At 65.8% G+C, this 22,839-nt stretch carries 22 protein-coding genes; 8 read left to right on the top strand and 14 right to left on the bottom strand.

Annotated features, from left to right (window positions below; genetic code table 11):
- Nucleotides 1–46: 46 nt before the first annotated feature.
- Together CWS35_RS23485 and CWS35_RS23480 are read left to right on the top strand one after the other, a co-directional pair.
- The gene (locus tag CWS35_RS23485) at nucleotides 47–1,084 is read left to right on the top strand and encodes a PrsW family glutamic-type intramembrane protease (RefSeq protein ID WP_024578364.1); all 1,038 of its coding nucleotides are present in this window, start codon (nucleotides 47–49) and stop codon (nucleotides 1,082–1,084) included.
- A gap of 336 nt (nucleotides 1,085–1,420) precedes the next feature.
- A complete protein-coding gene (locus CWS35_RS23480) occupies nucleotides 1,421–2,506 on the top strand; it encodes a 3-deoxy-7-phosphoheptulonate synthase (protein ID WP_024578365.1) in 1,086 nt (361 codons plus the stop codon).
- A 64-nt stretch (nucleotides 2,507–2,570) separates the two neighbouring features.
- Here the strand turns inward: CWS35_RS23480 and CWS35_RS23475 are convergent, their stop codons facing one another.
- Genes CWS35_RS23475 through epmA form a run of 4 tightly spaced genes read right to left on the bottom strand, consistent with a single transcriptional unit; the run spans nucleotide 2,571 to nucleotide 5,220 of the window.
- Nucleotides 2,571–2,837 carry a hypothetical protein gene (locus tag CWS35_RS23475; protein WP_024578366.1) on the bottom strand — a complete coding sequence of 89 codons (267 nt, stop codon included), beginning with the start codon at nucleotides 2,835–2,837 and terminating at the stop codon, nucleotides 2,571–2,573.
- A gap of 22 nt (nucleotides 2,838–2,859) precedes the next feature.
- Nucleotides 2,860–3,150, bottom strand: a complete 291-nt coding sequence (locus CWS35_RS23470; RefSeq protein ID WP_244442097.1) for a hypothetical protein — start codon at nucleotides 3,148–3,150, stop codon at nucleotides 2,860–2,862.
- Entirely contained in the window at nucleotides 3,080–4,171 is a 1,092-nt protein-coding gene (locus CWS35_RS23465) for a lysine-2,3-aminomutase-like protein (protein ID WP_024578368.1), read from the bottom strand. The genes CWS35_RS23470 and CWS35_RS23465 overlap by 71 nt, the downstream gene beginning before the upstream one ends.
- Nucleotides 4,168–5,220 (bottom strand): EF-P lysine aminoacylase EpmA, encoded by a 1,053-nt coding sequence (gene epmA, locus CWS35_RS23460; RefSeq protein ID WP_100954009.1) that lies wholly within the window; start codon nucleotides 5,218–5,220, stop codon nucleotides 4,168–4,170. The genes CWS35_RS23465 and epmA overlap by 4 nt, the downstream gene beginning before the upstream one ends.
- Nucleotides 5,221–5,601: 381 nt before the next feature.
- Here epmA and efp point away from each other — a divergent pair, with 381 nt between their 5' ends.
- Together efp and CWS35_RS23450 are read left to right on the top strand one after the other, a co-directional pair.
- Nucleotides 5,602–6,168, top strand: coding sequence for an elongation factor P (gene efp, locus CWS35_RS23455; RefSeq protein WP_021081155.1), 567 nt, complete (start codon nucleotides 5,602–5,604; stop codon nucleotides 6,166–6,168).
- A gap of 155 nt (nucleotides 6,169–6,323) precedes the next feature.
- A complete protein-coding gene (locus tag CWS35_RS23450) occupies nucleotides 6,324–7,901 on the top strand; it encodes a peptidoglycan DD-metalloendopeptidase family protein (protein WP_100954007.1) in 1,578 nt (525 codons plus the stop codon).
- A 192-nt stretch (nucleotides 7,902–8,093) separates the two neighbouring features.
- On the opposite strand, the gene CWS35_RS23445 is transcribed toward CWS35_RS23450, so the two are convergent.
- The 5 genes from CWS35_RS23445 to CWS35_RS23425 form a co-directional block, all read right to left on the bottom strand.
- Nucleotides 8,094–10,028 (bottom strand): caspase family protein, encoded by a 1,935-nt coding sequence (locus tag CWS35_RS23445; protein WP_100954005.1) that lies wholly within the window; start codon nucleotides 10,026–10,028, stop codon nucleotides 8,094–8,096.
- A gap of 14 nt (nucleotides 10,029–10,042) precedes the next feature.
- Nucleotides 10,043–10,465: a chorismate mutase gene (locus tag CWS35_RS39850; protein ID WP_100954003.1), complete on the bottom strand. Its 423-nt coding sequence runs from the start codon at nucleotides 10,463–10,465 to the stop codon at nucleotides 10,043–10,045.
- Nucleotides 10,466–10,598: 133 nt separating this feature from the next.
- On the bottom strand, nucleotides 10,599–11,492 hold the full coding sequence (locus CWS35_RS23435; RefSeq protein ID WP_100954001.1) for a dihydrodipicolinate synthase family protein: 894 nt from the start codon (nucleotides 11,490–11,492) through the stop codon (nucleotides 10,599–10,601).
- Between the two features lie 191 nt (nucleotides 11,493–11,683).
- Nucleotides 11,684–12,190, bottom strand: a complete 507-nt coding sequence (locus CWS35_RS23430; RefSeq protein ID WP_024578375.1) for a cupin domain-containing protein — start codon at nucleotides 12,188–12,190, stop codon at nucleotides 11,684–11,686.
- Nucleotides 12,191–12,328: 138 nt separating this feature from the next.
- Nucleotides 12,329–12,808 (bottom strand): carboxymuconolactone decarboxylase family protein, encoded by a 480-nt coding sequence (locus CWS35_RS23425; protein WP_024578376.1) that lies wholly within the window; start codon nucleotides 12,806–12,808, stop codon nucleotides 12,329–12,331.
- 83 nt (nucleotides 12,809–12,891) lie between these two features.
- Here CWS35_RS23425 and CWS35_RS23420 point away from each other — a divergent pair, with 83 nt between their 5' ends.
- Both CWS35_RS23420 and CWS35_RS23415 read left to right on the top strand, forming a co-directional pair.
- The gene (locus tag CWS35_RS23420) at nucleotides 12,892–13,464 is read left to right on the top strand and encodes a MarR family winged helix-turn-helix transcriptional regulator (protein WP_100953999.1); all 573 of its coding nucleotides are present in this window, start codon (nucleotides 12,892–12,894) and stop codon (nucleotides 13,462–13,464) included.
- A gap of 116 nt (nucleotides 13,465–13,580) precedes the next feature.
- Nucleotides 13,581–14,813, top strand: coding sequence for a lytic murein transglycosylase (locus CWS35_RS23415; RefSeq protein ID WP_100953997.1), 1,233 nt, complete (start codon nucleotides 13,581–13,583; stop codon nucleotides 14,811–14,813).
- A gap of 91 nt (nucleotides 14,814–14,904) precedes the next feature.
- Here CWS35_RS23415 and CWS35_RS23410 read toward each other — a convergent pair whose 3' ends face one another.
- A complete protein-coding gene (locus CWS35_RS23410; RefSeq protein WP_100953995.1) occupies nucleotides 14,905–15,723 on the bottom strand; it encodes an SDR family NAD(P)-dependent oxidoreductase in 819 nt (272 codons plus the stop codon).
- An 18-nt stretch (nucleotides 15,724–15,741) separates the two neighbouring features.
- Nucleotides 15,742–17,583, bottom strand: a complete 1,842-nt coding sequence (gene recJ / locus CWS35_RS23405; protein ID WP_100953993.1) for a single-stranded-DNA-specific exonuclease RecJ — start codon at nucleotides 17,581–17,583, stop codon at nucleotides 15,742–15,744.
- A 384-nt stretch (nucleotides 17,584–17,967) separates the two neighbouring features.
- Here recJ and CWS35_RS23400 point away from each other — a divergent pair, with 384 nt between their 5' ends.
- Both CWS35_RS23400 and CWS35_RS23395 read left to right on the top strand, forming a co-directional pair.
- Entirely contained in the window at nucleotides 17,968–19,140 is a 1,173-nt protein-coding gene (locus CWS35_RS23400; protein WP_100953991.1) for a glucosyltransferase domain-containing protein, read from the top strand.
- Nucleotides 19,137–19,478, top strand: a complete 342-nt coding sequence (locus tag CWS35_RS23395) for a hypothetical protein (RefSeq protein WP_100953989.1) — start codon at nucleotides 19,137–19,139, stop codon at nucleotides 19,476–19,478. The genes CWS35_RS23400 and CWS35_RS23395 overlap by 4 nt, the downstream gene beginning before the upstream one ends.
- Nucleotides 19,479–19,522: 44 nt before the next feature.
- Here CWS35_RS23395 and CWS35_RS23390 read toward each other — a convergent pair whose 3' ends face one another.
- The 3 genes from CWS35_RS23390 to CWS35_RS23380 all read right to left on the bottom strand — a co-directional run bounded on the left by CWS35_RS23390 (nucleotide 19,523) and on the right by CWS35_RS23380 (nucleotide 22,815).
- Nucleotides 19,523–20,242, bottom strand: coding sequence for a haloacid dehalogenase type II (locus CWS35_RS23390; RefSeq protein ID WP_100953987.1), 720 nt, complete (start codon nucleotides 20,240–20,242; stop codon nucleotides 19,523–19,525).
- Nucleotides 20,243–20,417: 175 nt separating this feature from the next.
- On the bottom strand, nucleotides 20,418–21,416 hold the full coding sequence (gene glpX / locus CWS35_RS23385) for a class II fructose-bisphosphatase (protein ID WP_100953985.1): 999 nt from the start codon (nucleotides 21,414–21,416) through the stop codon (nucleotides 20,418–20,420).
- 79 nt (nucleotides 21,417–21,495) lie between these two features.
- Nucleotides 21,496–22,815, bottom strand: coding sequence for a homoserine dehydrogenase (locus CWS35_RS23380; RefSeq protein WP_024578385.1), 1,320 nt, complete (start codon nucleotides 22,813–22,815; stop codon nucleotides 21,496–21,498).
- Between the last annotated feature and the right edge of the window lie 24 nt (nucleotides 22,816–22,839).

Below are 22,839 nucleotides of genomic sequence, written 5' to 3'. Positions count from 1 at the left end.
TGGGTTTGTGGCCATTTTTGCCGTTCACGAGAACAGATTGAGCCCCATGTTGTTGCTTGAGTCGCTTCCGACAGTGATCGGCGCCGCCGCGATCGCCCCCGCGCTGCTGGTGCTGTGGCTGGTGATCGCCGCCGACGAGCGCCCCGGACCTCCGGTTCAGGTATGGCTTGCCTTCGTGCTCGGCGCGGCCAGCATCTCGCTGCTCGGACTGGCGCGAATCCCCTTCAATGCGCTGCTCGCCATTCCCGACAATCCCTGGGCGACGCAGGCAGTGCGCGCGGCATTCGGGGTCGCGGCGCCGGAGGAGATCGTCAAGGTGCTGGTCATCGTCGCGATCTCGACGCGGCGCCGTGCCTTCGCCGACCCGATGGACACAGTGGTCTATGGTGCGGCCGCGGGCCTCGGATTTGCGGCTTACGAGAACCTCGCCTATCTCGTCCAGCACAAGGACATGTGGCGCGCGCTGGCAGCGCTGCGCAGCGTGCTGACCGTGCCGTTCCACGGCGCGCTCGGCATCATCGCCGGCGCCTACCTGGCGATCGCGCGCTCCGGCGGCGCGCTCGGCGCCTATCGCGGCCATCGCGACTGGGCGCGCATCACCAACTGGGCGCTGGTGCTGGTCGCACCGGTCGCGCTGCATGCGGCGTTCGATTTTCCGCTGCTGGCGCTCCAGCGCATTCCGGATCTCAGCTCGACGACGCGGCTGCTGCTCGGTTCGGCCAGCGTCCTGATCGGTTTCTCCTCGATCGGCTTCGCGATCCGCCTGGTGCGGCGCCTCGGCAAGCATCACGCGCCGCGCACAGACATCGCGCGCGAGCGGCTCAGCCAGTTGCGGCGGATGTGGGCGGTGCTGCTGATCGGCGGCGGGACCGGCTTTGCCGGGGTCTGTTTCCTGCTCACCTCGCTGCACCACTGGTACGTCAACCCCGAGCGCGACGCGTCGTTCATCCTGATCCCGATCGGCTTCACCTCGATCCTGATCGGGCTGGCGCTCCTGGTCGCGACCACCGCCGTCTACTTCTTCGGCCGCAACCGGATGCGAACCGCCTCGGAAGGTCTTCCGGCCGCGCCGGGCCAGAGCTAGGACGGGCGCGCGTCGACGTGGCCCTTTTGCGCAACCGGAATAAGCTTGCCGACACACTCCGATTTGCTGATCGGCATGGCGTTGGCGGCGTGCAACACCTGACGGCGAACCGCGGCGGGGTTGCATTTGGGGGTGACATCCCCAAATCCCTGCGCTATAGAGCCGCCCCATGATCACCGTCGCCACCAGCTATTTTTGGTACTTTAGCTACGACAACTCGCTGGCGGCAGGAGGATCGCGCTCAATCTGAATAATTGCAGCAAACATCCAAAACAAGCCGCCAGACCTGGCGGCTTTTTTGTGTGCCGGCAGGTCCGAAATCCAAAGGAGCCAGCCGTGTTGAGTACGACAGACGATCTTCGCATCAAGGAATTGAAAGAGCTGAGTACGCCTGAAGAGGTGATGCGGGAGGTCCCGCGCACCCTGACGGCGACCCGCGTCGTGATGGGCGCCCGCAACGCCATCCACGCGATCCTCAATGGCACCGATGACCGCCTGCTGGTCGTCGTCGGCCCCTGCTCCATCCACGATCCCGCGGCGGCCGTCGATTACGCCGAGCGCCTCGCCGGCCTGCGCGAACAGTTAGCCGACCGCCTCGAGATCGTGATGCGGGTCTATTTCGAGAAGCCGCGCACCACCGTCGGCTGGAAGGGGCTGATCAACGATCCCGGCCTCGACGGCAGCTTCGACATCAACAAGGGCCTGCGGCTCGCCCGCAACGTGCTCTCGGCGGTGAACAATCTCGGCTTGCCGGCCGGCACCGAATTCCTCGACATGACGACGCCGCAATACATCGCCGACCTGGTCTCCTGGGCCGCGATCGGCGCGCGCACCACCGAAAGCCAGATCCATCGCGAACTGGCGTCCGGCCTGTCGTGCCCGGTCGGCTTCAAGAACAGCACCGACGGTGGCGTGCGGATCGCGGCGGACGCGGTGCAGTCGGCCTCGCACCCGCATCACTTCATGGCGGTCACCAAGGGCGGCCGTTCGGCGATTGCTGCCACCAGCGGCAACGAGGATTGCCACGTCATCCTGCGTGGCGGCCGGGTGCCGAACTATGATGCAGCAAGCGTCGATGCCGCCGCCGCCGAGCTCGGCCGCGCCGGTGTCGCAGCGCGGTTGATGATCGACACCAGCCACGCCAACAGCAGCAAGAAGCCGGAGAAGCAGCCCGCGGTTGCGGCCGACATTGCGCAGCAGGTGGCAGGCGGTGAAGCACGCATCATCGGCGTGATGATCGAAAGCAATCTCGTCGCCGGACGCCAGGACGTCGTACCGGGCAAGCCACTGACCTACGGCCAGAGCATCACCGACGGCTGCATCGATCTGGAAACGACCGCTGACGTATTGAAGCAGCTGGCCGATGCCGTCGACGCAAGACGCAGCGTGCGGCGCGACGGCTTGCAGGAGCGTTCGGCCTGACACGGCCGAACCGATTGAGCGTTGCCGGCGGAGCTGTCGCGCTCCGCCGGCGTCTCACGGGAGGTCAACACCCGCGGCAGATGCTCTTGATCTTCTTGTCGAGCGCCGCGTCTTCCTTGTTCGCCGTATTGTTCGGATCGCTGATGTTCTTTTCGTTGGGTATGTCGCCGCGGCGGGGCTGACGATGTCCAATCGGCGCTTCCGGCACCCCGGAATTCTTCTGCACGGAGGACGATCCACCTTGCTGCTGCGCCCAAGCCGGGGACATTCCAACCTGGGACGCTCCAGCCGCAACCAACATCAGAGCCATCACCAAAACTGTCTTCCGCATCTCGCGTCTCCGCTTCTCAACCCTATCGCGCCCGTTCCGGCACTTCGACGGTAGCACAGTTGCGTCGCCCCTGCGCTGCGCAATCCTGCACCTTCCGTATATCGGCCATCGCACCAAGGAGCCAGATTCCCGCGCCGACCAGCAGCGCAAACATGCCGAACATCACAGCATTTTCGATGCTGCGGCTGCCGCCGTCCTCGGGCGGCTCCTGCGCTCCGTCCCCGGCCCCGCCCATATCCGCCTCAAGATTGCGGCGGATAAAGATGAACCTCGCCGCAATAATCGACGATACGGTATCGTCGTTCCGCGGCATCTTCACGTTCGCGGGAAGCCGGCTGCGACAAATAGGTCGGGCCGATCGGCGCCTTGCCGTGGCCGCCGGGGATGTCGAGGACATAATCGGGCTGACACAGGCCCGAGACGCGCCCGCGCAAGGCCCGCATCAAGTCCTGCCCGGCTTCGATCGTCGTGCGCAAATGTGCGGTGCCTGGCGCAAGGTCGCCGTGATGCAGGTAATACGGCTTGATCCGGCACCCGACGAAGGCGCGCATCAACGCCGTCAGCGTCGCCACATCGTCGTTGACGCCGCGCAGCAGGACGGACTGGCTGACCAATGGAATACCGGCATCGGCAAGCCGCGCACATGCCGCGCGGGCATTGGCGCTCAGTTCGCGGGGGTGGTTGGCGTGGATCGCGATCCAGGTCGTCGCGCCCTCCACCCGCAACGCCGCGATCATATCGGGATTGATGCGCACGGGATCGGCGATCGGAACACGGGTGTGGATGCGGATGATCTTCACATGATCGATGCCGGCGAGATCGGTCATGATCTCGGTCAACCGGCGCGGCGACAGCATCAGCGGATCGCCGCCGGTCAGGATGACTTCCCAGATATCTGGATGGGTACGGATGTAATCGAGCGCCGCGCCGTAGGCGTCGTCGGACAAGGCCGTGGCCTTTCCCGGTCCGACCATTTCGCGCCGGAAACAGAACCGGCAATAGACCGCGCAGACATGAACGAGCTTGAACAGCACCCGGTCCGGATAGCGATGCACGATCCCGGCGATCGGCGAATGCGCATCGTCGCCGATCGGGTCGACGTTCTCGCCGGGCTGCTCGACGAGTTCGTCAGCACTCGGGATGAACTGTCGCGCGATCGGGTCGGCCGGATCGGCGGGATCAATCAACGCGACGAGTTCAGGTGTCACCGCGACCGCGTAGCGCGCAGCGACCTGTTCGAGCTCGGCAAGGGCAGCGACCGGCGCGAGACCAGCCTCGACCAGTTCGTGCGGCTGGCGCAGGGTCGCCGCCAGTTTCGGATCGATCCTGTTCATGTCTCTCCTGCAGGCGGGGTCCAGACCACCTGATCAATTCGCGGCGCGCCGCTCGCCAGCATCACCAGCCGGTCGAAGCCGAGCGCAACGCCGCTGGCTTCCGGCATCTGGCCGACCGCGGCGAGAAAGTCATCGTCGAGCGGATAGCGCTCGCCGTAGCGGCGGGCCTTCTGGTCCATCGCCGCGGTGAAACGATGGCGCTGCTCGGCCGCGTCGGTCAGCTCGCCAAAGCCGTTGGCGAGCTCGACGCCGCAGGCATAGACCTCGAAACGCTCGGCTACGCGTGGGTCGCCCGCCTTGGTGCGCGCCAGCGCGGCCTCCGGCGACGGGTATTCGAACAGCACCGTCAGTTGGCCCTGACCGAGATTGGGCTCGACATGCTCGACCAGCACCTTGCTGAAGATGTCCGACCAGGTGTCGTCATCTGCAATCCGCACCCGCGCGTGCGCGGCCGCCGCCAGCGCGGCACGGTCGCCCTCGCCGTCCGAGATCGTCGCCAGCAGATCGATGCCGGCAAAGCGTTCGAAAGCCGCCGCGACCGTCAGCAGCTCCGGCTCGGCAAACGGATCGGCAATCTTGCCGCGGAATGAAAACCGCCCGATTCCGGTCGCCTGCGCCGCGTGGGCGATCACCACGATTGTATCGGCCATGATGGCGTCATAGCCGGCATTGGCGCGGTACCATTCCAGCATGGTGAATTCGGGCAGATGCAGATCGCCGCGCTCGCGATCGCGGAACACGCGCGCGAATTCGTAGATCTTGGGCTCGCCGGCCGCGAGCAGCTTCTTGCAGGCGAACTCCGGCGAGGTGCGCAGATAACGTGTCGTACGCGCGCCGTCGGCCTGCCGGAGCTCGGTCCGCGGGGCGTGCAGATGCGTCTCATTGCCCGGCGATACCTGTAGAATCGCGGTCTCGACCTCGGCAAATCCCTGCTCCTCGAACCACGCCCGGAGCGCTCGCGTGATTGCGGTCCGCGCCTGCAAGAACGGCCTGCGGTCGGCGTAGCGCCGCGGCATCCACCACGGCGAGGGCTGGTCGTGCCCCGTCATCGCCAACGGGTCCGCTTGGATTCGACATCAACAAGCCTCCACCCCCGCTCAGGAGTCGGGCATAACCAGTTGATTCGAAGCAGATTCATGGTCGGCACGGCGTTGGTCACCGGAATAGGCGGCGAAGCTGATCCCTTCTTGTCGAAAGATGCCGGCCTTGTCCATGCGCCACCACGGCCGAACCGGGGGCGGATGGCACGATTCGGCCCGGAAATTGGGCCAATCCGGGGCGGCAGGGACGGCTGCCAAACTGCCGAATTGGACCGCAAAAGACTGGCATCTCAGGGACAAATCAGTATGTTGCAGCCCGAAATCGCCGCCACGGCCGAGGGGCTGCCGGTCCGGTTTGCGCCCCCGCTTCTCAAATTCAGGAAAACACCTTTGAAAGTCATCGCCAGTTCCATCCGCAAGGGCAACATCATCGAGCAGGATGGCAAGCTCTATGTGGTCCTCTCCGCCGAAAACATTCATCCCGGCAAGGGCACCCCGGTCAGCCAGATCGAAATGCGCCGCATCGGCGACGGCGTGAAGGTGTCGGAGCGCTACAAGACCACCGACCAGGTCGAGAAGGCCACCGTCGAAGACCACAACTACAACTACCTCTACGAAGACGCCGACGGCTTCCACTTCATGAACAACGACAACTACGACCAGGTCCAGGTCTCCAAGGAGATCGTCGGTTCGTCTGCGCCGTATTTGCAGGAGAACATGACCGTCAAGCTGTCGATGCACGACGGCAATCCGGTCGCGATCCAGCTGCCGCAGCGCGTGACGTTGGAAGTGGTGGAGACCGAGCCGGTGACCAAGGGCCAGACCGCCTCGTCCTCCTACAAGCCCGCGGTGCTGTCGAACGGAATCCGCACCGGTGTGCCGCCGCACGTCTCCACTGGCACCCGCATCGTGGTCATGACCGAGGACGGTTCCTACGTGGAACGCGCCAAGGACTAATCAAGGACTAAGCAGCGTGGACGCCGCGAGGTCGAGGTGAATGATCTCCCCGCATCAGGCTGTTGTTTAAACATAAAATTTCCGGAAAACTGCTACACACTTTTCCGGATCTTGCTCTACTCTCGCTGGCGATCAGTCATGAGCCGGGGGGTGCAGTGAGCAGGAAGGTGGTCAGCTTCATCAGTTGCTGGCTTGCAGCCCTGCTCTTGCCTCTTCCCGGCGCTGACGCTGACGAATTCAGGACACCCTCGATCTCGGCCATGCGGGTCGAATGGCGCGCAGCGCTCGACCAACTGCGGCAGGAGATCGGCGTCCACCCGGCCGTTGCCGCCAATTTCAGCTTCGCCGGCCAGCGCCGCGTCCCGGCCTCGGATCCGCGCTCGACCCCTGCGCTGGTGCAGCTGAATGCGGTGACATCGCCGCTGTTCCCCGGCATCGCGCGCAGCCCGATCCCGGTGCTGCTGCCGTTCGATCCCGCGAGCTATCTCGACGCACGGCTGAGCGGCGCGCCGGACAGCCTGGCGGTCGCGCGCCACCAGGCCGACTTCCGTGCCGCCGATCTGTTCCATGCCGGCGCATCCGGCTACGACGCAGTGTTCTCGCTCGACCCGGGAGCCGGCGACGGCATGCCGCCACGGACGTTCGCAAAGCCGGTCGAGGTGCAGATCTCTGGCTCGATCCTGGTCTACGACCTTGCCGACCGGCTCGGTGGCAAGGGCGAGCCGGTGAAGGCGCTAGCAGCGCAGTTTCCGGATCTGCGCCGCTTCATCCGCGAGGGCTATGTCCGCTATGCCTTCACCAGGTTCGGGATTCCCTATGTGGTCTCGATCCAGTGCCTCGACAGCGCGCCGCGACCGAAGCGGCTGGCGTGCCGCGAGGCCTCCCCGGTCGCCGAACGCTTCCTGAAGGCGTTGCATATCGCGGGCGGACAGCCGTCACGCCCGCGCAGCGACCTCGCCGCCGACGTCGCCGAGCGCCCAATCGCGCCGTCGGCCGCCTTCACCTATCGCCCGAGCGGCGACATCATCGCCGGCAGCGGCGGCCGCAGGCAGCAAGGCGGCCATGCCGACTTCACGGTGTATTCGCAGATCCGCTTTCCGCTGGAGAAGGCGCCGGCGTTCGCGCATTCGCAGTCCTTTCCGAAGCGCGGGCGGGTCGACGAGTATCCCTGGCAGGACAATTTCTGCGAGGCGCGCAGCTTCGAGGTCGGGCAGTGCGCGAGCGGCTACGGCCACCAGGGCCAGGACATCAGGCCGGGCGGCTGCCCGCCCGACAGCAAGGATGGTTGCGACCCCAGGCAGCAGGCGGTCGTCGCGGTGCGCGACGGCATCGTGATCCGTTCGGCGCAGCAGCAGGCGGCGACCTTGCAGGTCAATACCCGCACCGAGCATGTCCGCTTCCGCTACATGCACATGAACCCGTCCGCGATGGATGCCGACGGCCTGCTCAACGGCCGCCGCCTCGGCGAAGGCGAGAAGATCGGCGTGGTGTCGAACTATCTCGACCATCCCAACGGCACCTCGCGGCATCTGCATTTCGACGTGCAGGTGTTCACCCGTGACGGCTGGCTCTGGGTCAATCCCTACACCACGCTGGTGTCGGCCTATGAACGTCTGATCCGCGGTCGCGGCCGCGAGATCGGGCCGGAGCCCGGACCCGCCGCCGCCGTGGCCCACGCTTTGCCCGACGACGTCGTGCATCACATCGACACCCAGGAAGGCGGCGGCAATTAGCGCGTTCTCGAGCGAGGTGGATCGGTTCGAGGCGCACTGGCAAAATATCGAAAACAACCCCATGCAAAGCAACAGCCGGCCATCGTCGTACGGCTGGCCAACTTGACACGTCGGGCAAATCAGCGGCACAATTCCATTATTCCGAACTCAAGCGAACGTCCCTCGTTTTGCGTGGCGACCCGACGCGTTCCGCTATTTCGCCAGTACCGCGCTTTGCAGCGCCGCAAGCGTGTCCGGTCCGTAACGCCCATCGGGCGCGCGCTTGAGCAGGCCGGCCTTCACCAGGCGCTGCTCGACCGCTTTGCGCAGCTCTGGGGTCAGCGAGGTGGTCGGCTTCTCGATCAACAGCGCGCGCGCCACCGGTGAGCCGCCGCGCAGCGCTTCCAGGCCGTATTCGGCGGCCCTGCCGGGATCGCGCCGAAGACCGCCGGCACCCGCCATCAGCAGCGGCATCAGGCTCGCCCTGGCGTTCATGTTGCCGATCGCCGCGGCACGTTCGTAGAAGTCGGCGGCACGCGCGAAGTCGCGCGCCTCGCCGATGCCGCCGGCGGCCATATTGCCGAGCATGACATTGCCGTCGCCGTCGCCGAGTTCGGCGGCGCGCTGAAACAACGTGCGTGCCGTGGCATAATCCTTCACCGCGCCGGTCAGGCCGAGCAGCACATAGCCGACGCGCAACATCGTCGCGGTGTGCTCGGTGGTGACGAGCTTGTCGATCCATTGCCGCGCCCGGCTCGCATCCTTCGGCACGCCGGTGCCTTGCAGGTATAGCACCGCGAGGAAACCCATCGCCTGCGGATCGCCGGTATCGGCAGCCTTGCGGTACCATTGCGCAGCCTGCGCCGCGTCCGCGGGACGCCCCACCCCGTTCTCGTAGCCGATGGCGACGTTGCGCATCGCCGGCACGTTGCCCGCGGCCGCGGCCTGGTCAAACAACGCCACCGCGCGCGGCAGGTCGGCCGGGCCGCCCTCGCCCTTCTCCAGCATCACGGCGAGGTCGGACATCGCCGCGACCGAGCCCGCCGCAGCGGACTTCGTCAGCCAGTCGCGCGCCTCCGCGAGTTCGCCGGCGACGCTGAGCGCGCGCGCCATCTGAAATTGCAGACGGCGATGGTCCGGCGCCTGCGTGAGCGCCGCGCGGCAGGCATCGACGGCGAGCCGCGGCTGGATGTGATTGAGCGCGACGCCGGGCACGCCGGAGGGCCGGTCGGTGTCCTCGGCGGACGCCGCGAGCTTGTCACAGCCTTCCGCGGCGCTGCGCGCGGCCGGTGTCGGCAGCACCAGCGCAGCCGTCTGCGTCTGCGCAGGGGCTGCGGCTACCGGCGGCGGCGCCGTCGGGGCCGGCTGACCGACGAAATAGAAATCGCCGAGCAGCGAGAACGTCACCTCGGGCAATTGCCGCTCGTTGGTCGCCTTGTAGACGTCGGCCGCGACATGCCGGAACAGCGGGCCGATCTCGGTGCCGGGCTGGCTCACCTCGCGGATGAACGCGGCCGCGAACGGACTGTTGCGCCCCTCGCCGTCGGCGGCGACCGCGCCGGGCTGCGTGGAATAGGCGATCACGGTGCCCGCGGTCTGCTTGATCCGTGCCAGGCCGCGCGTGATCGTCACGGCGCGCGCGGGATTGGCCTGCGCCAGCAACTGGTCGGCAAGCGGATTGTCGCGGCAGGCGTCGAGCATCAGGATGCGAACGCCACTGGCGCGTTGCAGGTCGGCGAGGATGTCGTCGACCCGCGCCATCTGGGCGCCGATGTCGGCGGCGCCAGTCAGCCTGGCATCGATGGGCACGAGGTAGTTCGCGCCCTGGAATTGAAAGCCATGACCGCCGTAAAAGAACAGTGCAGCATCAGCGCCGACGGCGGCATCGGCAAAGCGGCGGAATGCGTCGTCCATGCCGCGCTTGTCGAGATCGACCCCCTCCACCACCTCGAAGCCGGCCCCCTTCAGCATCCGCGCCACATCGGTCGCGTCATTGCGCGGATTGGGCAGTTGCACCGTGTTGCGATAGGCCGAGTTGCCGATCACGAGCGCCACGCGCCGCTCGGCAAAGGCAGGGCCCGATGCGACCATGCAGCCGAAGAGGACAAACGCCGCGGCCGCGACCCTGCGCCGGACTGAGTACCGCATGCTGCCGCGTCCGCTTACTTCTTCCAGGGGGCATCGCCGCGCGCTGCGGCGTCGGCAAGGATGCCCTGCTCATAGTCGATGAAGGCGCGCACCATCGCGCGATAGGCGGCTTCGGCCACCTTGGGCGACAGACCATCCTGCTCGGCCAGCGACATCGCCTTCTTGACCACCGCCTCGGCGCGCTCCGGCGCCTCGACTTGCGCCGGATTGGCCTTGAAGCGCGCGGCCTCATGGACGTAGCGGCCGCGCTCGGCCATCAGACGGACGATCTCGCGATCGAGTCGGTCGACATTGCCGCGCACCTCGCCAAGCGTCTTGCAGCAGGTGCCGTTGTCGACCGTGGGGCTGCCCCATAGTGCCGCCGTATTGGTTGCGGGTTCCTCGGCCCACGCCATCGCGGGAACCAGGAGCGTCAGCAGACGTACCGGCAATCGCATCGAACGCCTCCCAATAGCGCCTCGCGATTGTTATGCCGATTTTGCGTAGAGATGGAAGCCGCGACGCCGGCGGATCGAACGCGGGTTCCGTTCGGAACTGGATCGATGCAACCGGTCACATCATGTGATGCGATCAACCGAGCTCGATTCCCGCCAAAACCTCGCCCACCTTCTTCTGGGCGTCGGGAGGCAACGGCAGGATCGGACGCGGCGGTTCGGCCGCACAGATCCCGCTGAGATTGGCGATCGCGTAAACGACCCGCAGGCTCGAGAACGTCTTGAGCAATTGCCAGACCGGCTGCAACCGCGCGTCCAGCTGCCGCGCCTTGGCGGCGTCGCCACTTGCCGCGGCACGGACGATGTCGAGGCAGACCTTGGGGAAAATTCCTGCGAGGACGCTGTACCAGGTCTCGCCGCCCGCCAGCAGCGCCTCGGTACAATTCCAGTCGGCGCTGTAACCCAATGAGAACCCGTTCGGCACGACGGCCCGCAATTCGGCGATATGGCCCGGCAAGGCCGCCGCGTCGAGTGCGGGACTCTTCACCGCCACGATGCCGTCCACATGGCTCAAACGGCCGATCAAGGCCGGCGTGAAGCGAAAATGCGTCGTGCCCGGATTGTCGTAGATGCAGATCGGCAACCTGCTTTCACGCGCCACCGTTCGGAAGTGCTCGAAGACCTCATCATCGGTCAGCGGCGTATACGATACCGGGGCAAGGAGGCCTGCGGCCGCGCCGGCATCACGTGCGTCCTGCGCCAGTCTTACGGCATCATCGGTCCGCAGCGCACCCACGCCAACCAATATGGGTATCCCGCCATCGGCCAGGGCGGTAGCCGCCTGCACCGCACGCCGCCGCTCGTCGCGGCTAAAATACGGATAGGAACCGGTGCTTCCGAGCAGCCCGATCGAATCCACCTTCGCGGCAATCAGGGGCTCCAGCAATGCGCGAAGCGCTCCCGCATCGACCTGCCCGTCTCGATTGGACGGCGTGATCGGGAAGGCAGAAAGCCCCTTGAGATGGACCATCGATTTCTCCTGTTCAGTGGCGGCCGTGAGAGGCGGCGAAACCGCGCTCCGGCCGCAATCGTCGCGCCATCAATCGCCGCGCGCAGTTCCGCCTGCAAGGTCCAGTTTCCTGCGGACTTTGCAGCAAACTGGCCCAGTGCCTCGCCGGGTTCGAGACCGACGCGGAACCGGGTTGGCTTCGATCGGCGTTGCTATTCGAGCATCGTGGTGAGCGGCGCGCCTTCATCCGCCACGAACACCGCGATCAGCTCCGCAGGCTCCGTGGCGCTTGCATTGGCCGAGACCATGTGGGTCGAGCCCGGCGGCTCGAAGAAGGACTGGCCGACATGGAAGGTCTCGACCGGCCCGCCGCCGAGCTGGGAGCGAATCTCGCCCTTGGTGATGTAGGCCGTCACCGAGCCGGAATGACGGTGCGGCGGCGTGAACCCGCCGGGACCGTAGAACACGCGCACGACGGTGACGCGCTTGCCCGGCACGTTGGGCAGCGCGTGCGAAGTGATGACCTCGACCTTGTCGAGTGGCGACGCCGCATTGGCGCTGGCGCATAGCGGCGCGATCACCGAGGAGATCGCATCCATCGGGGTCGGCAGGCTCTTGCCGATCACCAAGGCGCTGGCCAGTCCTGCGACCACGGCCAGCGACACAGGCCGCGACAACCGCGCGAATGGAAGGGATGGTGTCATCGTCATCGAGGTCATCGGCCGTCTCCCTTGCTATTTACTGTTTGATCCGTTCCGGCTTTAAAGCGAGATGAGGTTGAATCCTCGTCTCGCTTTAGCTTCTTGTTTGCGCATGATCTTTTCGGAAAGCCGCTGCGCACTTTTCCGGATCATGCTTTAGGAAGCCGCAGCGTCGGTGCGCTGCCGGCGCGGCGGCGGCGTCCAGCGATAGGCCGCACCGAACCTGTTCCAGACATTGATCGATGCGATCGCCGAGGTCAGATAGGTCAGCTCCTGCTCGGAGAATTCGGCGGTCACCTGCGCATAAACCTCGTCGCTGACGCCATTTGGCATCGTCGTCAACGCCTCGGTCCAGGCCAGCGCGGCGCGCTCGCGGGCCGAGAACTGCGGCGCCTCGCGCCACACCACGACGAGATTGAGCTTGTCGACGGGAACGCCGAGGCTCTCGCTCTGCAGGATATGATACTGCACGCAAAAGGCGCAGCCGTTGATCTGCGAGGCGCGGATCTTGACGAGCTCCAGCAGCTGCTTGTCGAGACCGGCCTTGGCGGCGAACTGGCCGAGCGCGCGCACGGCCGCGAAGACGTCGGGCGCTAGCCTCTCGAAGTCGGAGTATTCCTTGCGGGCATGTGACATTGGCGTGGCCTCATGTTATCAGTGTACTGAGACATTATCAGAGCTCTGATATCGAGCAAGCCACGAACACTGACGAAGGCAACATGGCGGGGATGCAGAAACGTGGGAAATCCGGTGCTGCCAAACGGCGCCCGGTCGACAACATCATCGGCGGAAGGACCACCGCCGCATCAGGGTCGGGCGCCGCCGACGCCCTGCTCGCCTCCTCCGTCCCGGCTCCCGGCGAAGGCAAGCGCGGCGAACAGGGTTATCTCGGCTATCTGCTGCGCCAGGCCCATGCCGCGTCGCGGCTATCGATGGAGCGTGCGCTGGGGCAACTCGGCGTCACCTCGCCGCAATTCGTCGTGCTGACGATGCTGAAGGCCTATCCCGGGCTGTCCGGCGCCGATCTGGCGCGGGTGGCGCTGCTGACGCCGCAGACGGTCAGTGTGATCATCCGTAACCTCGAGCGTGACGGTGCGATCCGGAAGACGCCGCACCCGGTCCACGGCCGGGTGCTGCAATGGGCCCTGACCAGCCATGGAACCAGGCTGCTGGAGAAGTGCCGCCACATCGCCCAGGGCCATGAGCGCCGGCTCGCTGCCGGCCTTGACGCCAAGTCGGAACAGGTGGTGCGCCAGTGGCTGTCAAAAATCGCCACAGATTTTGCAGGATAGCTAAAGCATGCCCCGGAAACGTGGGAACCGGCTTTCCGACAAGGACATGCTCAAATCGTGATTGCTGCGGCGGCGTGGCTTTTGGCTCACTCGACCGGCGCCGCTACACTGGTCAGATGAAACAGCCTGATTCTCCGCGATCCCCTGCCCGTCGTGCCGTCCTGAAGGCGGGGCTGGCAGCAAGCGTTGCGCTCGCCACCCCGCTCGGCGCACTGGCCGCCGCCCCTTCGGGCTTCGATCAATGGCGCGACAATTTTCGCGCAAAGGCGCAGGCCAAGGGCATTTCGGACGCGACCTGGAATCGCTGCATGGGCCGGGTCGAGCCCGACATGAGCGTCTTCAAGCAGATGCGCAACCAGCCCGAATTCCACGAGCAGATCTGGCAATACATCAACCGCCGGGTCTCCGACTGGCGCATCATCCATGGCAAGGAAGCGCTGAGGAAGAACGAGGCGCTGTTCACCCGGATCGAGCGCGACTTCGGCGTCGAACGCGGCACGTTGCTCGCGCTGTGGGGTGTCGAATCGGCCTATGGCGATCCGCTGGTGCAGCAGAACCACATGACGCCGGTGTTTCCCTCGCTGGCGGCGCTCGCCTGGAACGAGCCGCGCCGCAAGGCCTATTGGGAGACCGAACTGATCAACGCGCTGAAGATCGTGCAGCGCGGCTGGAGCACGCCGGAGGAGATGAACGGCTCCTGGGCCGGCGCGATGGGTCATTCGCAGTGGATGCCCGAGGTCTGGCTCAATGTCGGCTTCGACTATGACGGCGACGGCAAGGTCTCGCCGTTCGGCCGGCCCGACGATGCGCTGGGCTCGACCGCGAAATACCTGGTCAATCGCGGCAAGTGGCGCCGCGGCGAGCACTGGGGTTACGAGGTGCGCGCGCCGGGTGGCGCCAGCGGCAGCCGCAGCTATGCGGCCTGGGCGAGCGCCGGCGTCGTCAGAGCCGATGGCCAGCCGTTCCCGCAGCCGAACGCGTCGGCGCAGCTCTGGATCCCGGTCGCCGGCGGGCCTGCTTTCCTGCTCGGCCCGAACTTCAACTCGGTAAAAAGTTACAATCCCTCGATGAACTACGCGCTGGCGATCTGCCATCTCGGCGATCGCTGCCTCGGCGGGCCGCCCTTCATCCAGCCCTTCCCGGGCTCGGAGCGCGCGCTGACGCTCGCCGAGGTGCAGGAGATGCAGACGCGGCTGACCAAGGCCGGCTTCGACACCGGCGGCACCGACGGCCGGGTCGGCAACGACACCATGAAGGCGATCAAGGATTTCCAGATCAAGTCCGGCCTGCTGCCCGCCGATGGTTACGGCGGGCTCAAGGTGCTGGCGCGGTTGCGGCAAGGCGGTTAGCCATCATCGCGATCCCGTGTAGCCCGGGTGAGCGACAGCGACACCCGGGGTGGTGTCTCCCGCATGTCGCTCCGCTCATGCGGGCTACACGCTAGCCACCCGCAGGCTGCCGCACCACGCCGCCGGCATTCATGCCGCCGTCGATGACGAGTTCGCTACCGGTGACGTAGCGCGAGGCATCGGAGGCGAGATAGAGCACGCCTTGCGCGATCTCGATCGCCTGGCCGGCGCGGCCGAGCGGCGTCGCGAACCTGGCGCGCTCGTCCGGATCGATCGGTGCGTTCTGGCCGGCGCCCGTCGCACCGGTCGGGATCTTGCCCCAGATCGGCGTGTCGATGATGCCGGGATGCACGGAGTTGACGCGGATGCCGTCGTTCACCTGCGCGCATTCCATCGCGATCGACTTGGCGAACAACCGTACCGCGCCCTTGGTGGCGCTGTAGCCGGAGAGCGTCGCGGCACCACGCAGCCCGGCCAGCGACGACATCATGATGATCGAACCGCCGCCATGCTTGCGCATCAGCGGCAGCGAATGCTTCACCGACAGGAACACGCCATCGATATTGATCGCGGTCTGGCGGCGCCAATCCGCCAGCGACATCTCGACGATCGACGGCGCCCCGATACCGATGCCGGCATTGGAGACCATGATGTCCAGGCGGCCATGGCGCTTGCCGATCTCAGCGATGACCTCGATCCAGCGTTCCTCGCTGGTGACGTCCTGCGGCAGGAAGCTCACCTTGCGCCCGGCCTTGGTGAGCCGCGCGGCGAGCTCGGGTCCCCGCAACTCGTCGATATCGGTCGCAACCACCGTCGCGCCTTCCTGCGCCAACAATTCGACGATCGCCTCGCCGATTCCCGATGCGCCGCCGGTCACCAGCGCGACCTTGCCTTCAACCTGTCCTGCCATGTCCTCTCCAAACGTTTCTTATCGGATCACCGTCGGGCCCTGATCCGGCGCCGCGACGTCGAGGACACGGAATTGCACACGTTCGGTGCCTTGCCAACGGTCGACTGCAAGAGAGCCCGCCACGTGCAATTGCTGACCGCGATTTTGCGTCAAGGCGCTGCCGAGCTTCTGTCCGATGGAGCGGAATGCGATACCGTTGACGATGGACCCGTCGCCGGACTTGAAGCGCAGCCGCAAATGCGCCTGCCCGACCTCGTCGGCATAGACCAGTTGGTGCGACGGCAGCGCGATCACCGGCTCCGGATTGGCGCTGCCGAACGGCCCCGCGCGATTGAGCGTCGCGGCGAATTCCGGCGTCACCGCGCGCGCGGTCACGGCGCCGTCGATGAACAGCTCGTTCTCGTGACGGGAATTGGCGACGTCGGCTGCCAGCGCGCTTTCCATGTAGGCGCGGAATTCGGCGAGCTTCTCCTTGCGCAGCGTGACGCCGGCCGCCATCGCGTGGCCGCCGCCCTTCATCAAGAGGCCATCGTGCACCGCCTGGCGCACCGCTCGGCCGAGATCGACGCCGCCGATCGAGCGGCCCGATCCGGTGCCGATGCCGCCCGGCTCGAGCGCGATCGCGAATGCGGGACGCGCGAACTTCTCCTTCAGCCGCGCCGCGACCAGCCCGACCACGCCGGGATGCCAGCCTTCCGCCGCGGTGACGATGACAGCGCCCTTGTCCTCGAGCCCGAGCGAAGCCAGCGCCTCGGCTTCGGCCTGTGCCTCGGCGGCCTGCTCGATCACGCGACGTTCGTTGTTGAGGCGGTCGAGCTCGGCCGCGATCCGCGCCGCCTCCGAGACGTCGCCTTCGAGCAGCAGCCGGACGCCGAGATCGGCGCGTCCGATACGGCCGCCGGCATTGATCCGCGGCCCCAGCATGAAGCCGAGATGCCAGGCCTCCGGCGGACCGTTCAGGCGCGCCACATCCATCAGCGCGGTATGGCCGACATGGTCGCGGCGGCGCATCGCGATCAGCCCCTTGGCGACGAAGGCGCGGTTGAGCCCGATCAGCGGCGCGACGTCGGCGACGGTGCCGAGCGCTACGTGATGCAGCATGCTCAGCAGGTCTGGCTCCGGCATCACGCTGGTCCAGAAGCCGCGCCGGCGCAGCTCGCGGTTCACCGCAACCAACGTGACGAACACGAGGCCGACGGCGGCGAGATGGCCGAGCCCGGAGAGATCGTCGGGCCGGTTCGGATTCACCAGCGCATCGACCTCGGGCAACTCGTCGCCGGTCTGGTGGTGATCGATCACCACCACCGACATGCCGAGCTTCTTCGCTTCCGCCAACGGCTCGATGCTGGTGGTGCCGCAATCGACCGTGACCAGCAGCGTCGCGCCCTTGGCCGCCAGCGCACGAACGGCGTCGACGTTCGGCCCGTAGCCTTCGAAAATCCGGTCCGGAATGTGGATCAGCGGATCGAGCCCGCAATGGCGCAGATGCCAGGTCAACAGCGCCGCCGAGGTCGCGCCGTCGACGTCATAGTCGCCGAAGATCGCGACCTTTTCGCCGCGGACAGCGGCATCCGCGATACGCCTGGCGGCATGCTCCATCTCGGTGACCGTGTACGGATCCGGCATCAGCTTGCGGATGGTCGGGTCGAGGAAGTCGGCGACCTCGTCGATCGCGACGTCGCGCCCCGCCAGCACGCGCGCCAGCATTTCCGGCAGATTGTGCCGCTGCACGATCGCAAGCGCCCGCGCCGCCCCGCGCATATCCAGCCGGTCGCGCCAGAGCTTTCCGGTCAAGGACCGCGTCACGCCAAGGAACGCCTGTGGCGCCTCGATGGGGATGGCAGTGGCGGGAGGGGTCATATTGCGTTCAATTCGTCGAGCGTCCACCGGAGGTCATTTCAGCAAAGGAGTGGGCCGTAATCCGCCGCCTCACGCCGATCGATCAGGATTGATAGAGGTAGCATATCGGTGCGCCGAGGGTGCCCCGGCCCGGCGGTTTTGCACAACGCAGCCATGATCCTGATCTTGCGGAACAATCCCCGCCCCCTCGGCCTAGCCTGCGCTTCGGCACCAAGGGAGCGGCGAATGCCCTCAAGCCGGCTCCGGCTGCAAGCCGGTCGACCAACCAGCAAAATTTCACGCAATTTCTGCACATCATCTCCTGTAAAGCCTCCCATTTTGGCCTCGCGAGCCGCGCCTGATCCTTCGACCTGACGGCAGATGTCGTGATGGGACGGAGGTCCGATGAACGCAAGCACAGCAAGAACAATCGCCCGGCAATTCGCCGCTCCGTTCTCGGCCGTGCTCGCGCTCAACATCGTCGCGCGTGGTCAGGCCTTGTTCGCACCGATGTACTCGATTGACAGCTATGACGTCGCGCGGAAGTCATTCGGCGGAGAGATCGCCTACTCTCTTGGCGATGGGCGCTTCATTCGCGCCGCGCTGTGGTGGTTACAGGCGCAGATCGGCTTCCTGCCGATCGAGTCGATGTCGGCATCGATCTGTCTGGCTATTCCGCTCTTCATCATCGCCGGATTCGTATTTGCGGCGGCGATCTTTGATGATTTGAAGCAAGCGGAAGCGTTCGCCTTCGCCGCGCTGTTCACCCTGCATCCATTTGCGACCGAATATTTCTATTATGGCGAAGTCACCTTCGCGACAATCCTGGCGTTCCTTTCGGCGGCATTGGCCATATGGAGTGCCTACCGCGCGCCGCAATCGCTGGTCTGGCGTTGCGCAACCGTCGCAGCGGTCGTCCTCGCCCTGGGCAATTATCAGATTGTGATCGGCCACATCGCGGCAGGCGGACTCCTCGTTCTGGTGGCGCGAATGTGCGCTGGCCGCAGCGCTTCGGGGTTGGACTGTTACGCTTTCCTCGGCGACTTCTCGCGTCGTACCGCTGTCCTGGTCGCCGGAGCTGCGGTCTATCTGGCCTGCCTGGTTCTGACGAGATATTTCAACGCAGCGGTCGCTTCGGGCAGAGCCTATCGCACCGGCTTACCGGACTTCTCCCACAAGCTTCACGCAGTCGGTCCTGCGTTGAAGTTTTGCCTCTTCCCGCCGCAAGGCATCGTCCCCACAACAATCTCGGTTGCGACCATCCTCGGGCTGGCGATGTGTGTCTTCCTGCTCCTGCAAATGACAATGCAAGGCCGGAATCGCATTGCCGCCCTCGTCGTCGGATCGGCAGTCGCCTTGGCAGCGATCTGCGCCGCAGCCGCATCGCTGATCGGTGACGTCAGTTGGCAAGCGCCGAGGCTCTTCTCGCCGATCGCGCTCTGCATAGCAGCACTTGGTGTGGCAGGTTTTCGACTTGCATCCGCCGGACGGAAATTCGGGCTGGTCGCCATATCCGCCATCGTGATCACGGGCTATGTCGGCGCGGACGCCTCGATCTTTTCGATCAACGGCGCATGAACTTATGGGACCATCAGGAAGCGAACCGGATCATCGCTCGGCTCGAACCAGACCCCGCCTTCGGCAAGGTGGCGGCGCTGGCCGTGGTGGGCCGCCGCAAGGCGCACCCGCTCGTGCTCAGCACATCGTCTGTCGATATGAACACATCCGGACTTGGTTCGCCGTGGTCCAAGCTGGGGCTGTTCGAGCAAGCGACGGGTTACAGTTTCGCGTCACCGACGGATGCCCAATGGCAAACCGCGATCGATTATTGTTCGCGTGCGACAGCCTGGCCGCTGCCCGGTTCCGTCGGCGTGATCGACGACCTGGCGGTCGTCTGCCTTCCCCAGGCTCATTAGGCTTCCACCGCGGCTCTCACATCCAGGACACGAGAGCGCCGGGCTCAGCACCCCATCCTGTCCGCTATGGCCCCGAAATCCTTGGCCACGATGTCCCAGTTGCCGGTGGCCTCGAAATCGACCTTCTGCAAGGGACCGTACTCGGTCGGCCGCGCCACGAAGGCGGTCTTCAGGCCGTGCTTCTGCGCGTGCTTGAGGTCGTAATTGTGGGCGGCAACCATCATCACCTGCTCCGGCGGCAGGCCGAGGAGCCTGGCGGCGCCGAGATAGGTTTCCGGATCGGGCTTGTAGTGTTCGAACAGTTCGGCCGACATCACGAGGTCCCAGGGAAGGCCTGCGAACTTCGCCATGTTGGTGAGCAGCCCGACGTTGCCGTTGGAGAGCGGAGAGATGATGTATTTCGTCTTCAACCGCGTCAGGCCGGCGACGCTATCCGGCCAGCCGTGCAGGCGATGCCAGCCCAGCGTCAGATGATGCAGGTCGGCGTCGGTCAGCCCCTTGATGTCGAACTGGGCGATCAGCTTCTCCAGCGAGCGGCGATGCAGGACGTCGAGGATGACGTAGCCGTGCTGCGGGTTCTTGCGCACCTCGTCCATCGAGGCCGTGTAGACCGCGCGCCAACCGTCGACCAGCGCGGTCCAGTCAGCTTTGATGCCCCGCGCCTCGCCCCATTTGGTGAAGTCGTTGATCAGGCTGGTGCGCCAGTCGACCACAGTGCCGAACACGTCGAACACCAGGGCCTTGACGCCGGATAGATCGGACATGGGTGCCTCCTGTTTTTTTGTTCTTGCTTGCGTCACACTCTCTCTTCGTCATTCCAGGATGCGCCTCTTGGCGCAGGCCTCAGATGCGCAATTGCGCATCGGGGAATCCATACTCCCGATGGTGGTTATGGATTCCGTGCTCGTCCTTCGGACGCCCCGGAATGACGGAGTCTACTTAGTCGAGGTGGAACTTCTCGAGCTGGCGGTGCTCGGCCTTGATGTAGCGCACGGTGCCGGTGACCGAGCGCATCACGACCGTCTCGGTCTCGATCACGTCCTTCTTGAACTTCACGCCGGTCAGCAGCGAACCGGTGGTGACGCCGGTGGCGGCGAACAGGCAGTCGCCCTTCGCCATGTCCTCGATGCCGTAGATCATCTTCGGATCGGTGACGCCCATCTTGTGGGCGCGCTCGCGCTTCTCTTCGCTGTCGAGGATCAGGCGGCACTGCATCTGGCCACCGATGCAGCGCAGCGCAACGGCCGCCAGCACGCCCTCGGGTGCGCCGCCGGTGCCGATATACATATCGACGCCGGTCTCTTCCGGCGTGGCACAGTGGATCACGCCGGCGACGTCGCCGTCGGTGATGAAGCGAACCGCTGCGCCGGTCGATCGCACGCTGTTGATGATCTCGGCATGGCGCGGACGGTCGAGCACCAGCACGGTGATGGCGCTGGGGTCGACGCCCTTGGCCTTGGCGAGCCGGCGCACATTGTCGGCCGGCGGCGCATCGAGCTCGATCACGTTCTTGGCAAAGCCCGGTCCGATCGCGATCTTCTGCATGTAGACGTCGGGGGCGTGCAGCAGCGTGCCGCCGTCGGCCATCGCCATGGTGGCGATCGAGCCCGGCATGTTCTTGGCGCACAGCGTGGTGCCTTCGAGCGGATCGACCGCGATGTCGACCTTGGGGCCAGCGTTGAGGCCGACCTTTTCGCCGATGAACAGCATCGGCGCCTCGTCGCGCTCACCCTCGCCGATCACGATGGTGCCCTCGATCGGCAGCTTGTTGAGCTCGCGCCGCATCGCGTCGACCGCGGCCTTGTCGGCGGCCTTTTCCTGGCCGTGGCCGCGCAACCGCGCGGCCGACACCGCCGCGCGCTCCGTCACGCGCACGATTTCGAGCGTCAGGATGCGCTCGAGCAGCATCTGCGGCGGCACGGAAATATGGGTCGACATCGGCGTACTCCTTAAGCCTCGGGGACAGGCCAGCCTGTCCGCATCAATCGTCTCACGCCCGCCCCGTTCAGGCCATGCGCTAGTTTTTCTCGATCCGGATCACCTGCGGCCGGCCGCTGATGACCTTGTCGCGCTGCACTGCGGCCAATGCGCGGTGCACGGCATCCTCGCTGGTCGCATAGGTAATCAGAATGACCGGAACCGGTGAAGGTTTTTTGGCCGCACCGTTAACGTCCACACCATCCGGATGCCGCTGCACGATGGATTCCAGCGATATCTTCTGTTCCGCGAGCCGGGTGGCGATTGTTGCGGCAGTGCCTGCAAGATCGCGCGCCATCAGGCGGATGTAATAACCGCCCTCGTGGCGTTCCATCGGCGCCTTGGAGGTGTCGCGCAACCGCTCGACCGGACGCCCGAACGGCTTGGCACGGATGCCGCGGGCGACGTCGGCGATATCGGCGACCACGGCCGAGGCGGTCGCGCCGCCACCTGCGCCGGGTCCGACCAGCGTGATCGGCGGAATCCCCTCGCCGTCGATGGCAACCGCATTGGTGACGCCCATGACCTGCGCGATCGACGATGATTTCGGCACCATGGTCGGGTGCACGCGCTGCTCGATGCCCTTCGCGGTGCGCACGGCAACGCCGAGCAGCTTGACCCGGTAACCGAGTTCCGAGGCAGCCTTGAGGTCCTCGGGCGTGATCGAGGAGATGCCCTCGACATAAACAGCGCTCTCCGCGACCTTGGTTCCGAAGGCGAGGCTGGCCAGGATCGCGAGCTTCTGCGCGGTATCGTGACCATCGACATCGAACGACGGATTGGCTTCGGCATAGCCGAGCCGCTGGGCGTCCTTCAGGCACTCCTCGAATGACAAGCCCTCCTGCTCCATCCGGGTCAGGATGTAATTGCAGGTGCCGTTGAGGATGCCGTAGACGCGGTTGATGCTGGTGCCGGCGAGGCCCTCGCGCAGCGTCTTGATGACCGGGATCGCCGCACCGACCGCCGCCTCGAAGTTGAGCGCGCCGCCATGCTTCTCGGCGGCGGCGGCAAGCCGCAGGCCGTGCTTGGCGATCAGCGCCTTGTTGGCGGTCACGACCGACTTGCCGGCTTTCAGCGCCGTCTCGATCGCCGACAGCGCGGGATCGCCGGCGCCGCCCATCAGCTCGACGAAGCAATCGATATTGGGATCCTCGGCCAGCGCCTCGGGGCTCTTTGCCCAGGCAATGCCGTGCAGGTCGAGCCCGCGCTTCTTGGCCTTCGAGCGTGCCGTCACGGCGACGACACGGACGCCACGGCCGCTGCGCTCGGCGAGCGCCCGTCCTTGCGTTTCGATGAGGCGTACGACATCGGCACCGACGGTGCCGAGCCCCGCTATGCCCACGTTGAGGGGTGCGACCATGGAGTTAGGGGACCTGGAGTTTAA

Origin of the sequence: Bradyrhizobium sp. SK17 (assembly GCF_002831585.1) — a bacterium.
In the GTDB taxonomy this organism is placed as follows: domain Bacteria; phylum Pseudomonadota; class Alphaproteobacteria; order Rhizobiales; family Xanthobacteraceae; genus Bradyrhizobium.
The sequence above is the reverse complement of the archived record's forward strand: the minus strand, read 5'-3'. Positions and strand labels throughout refer to the sequence as shown.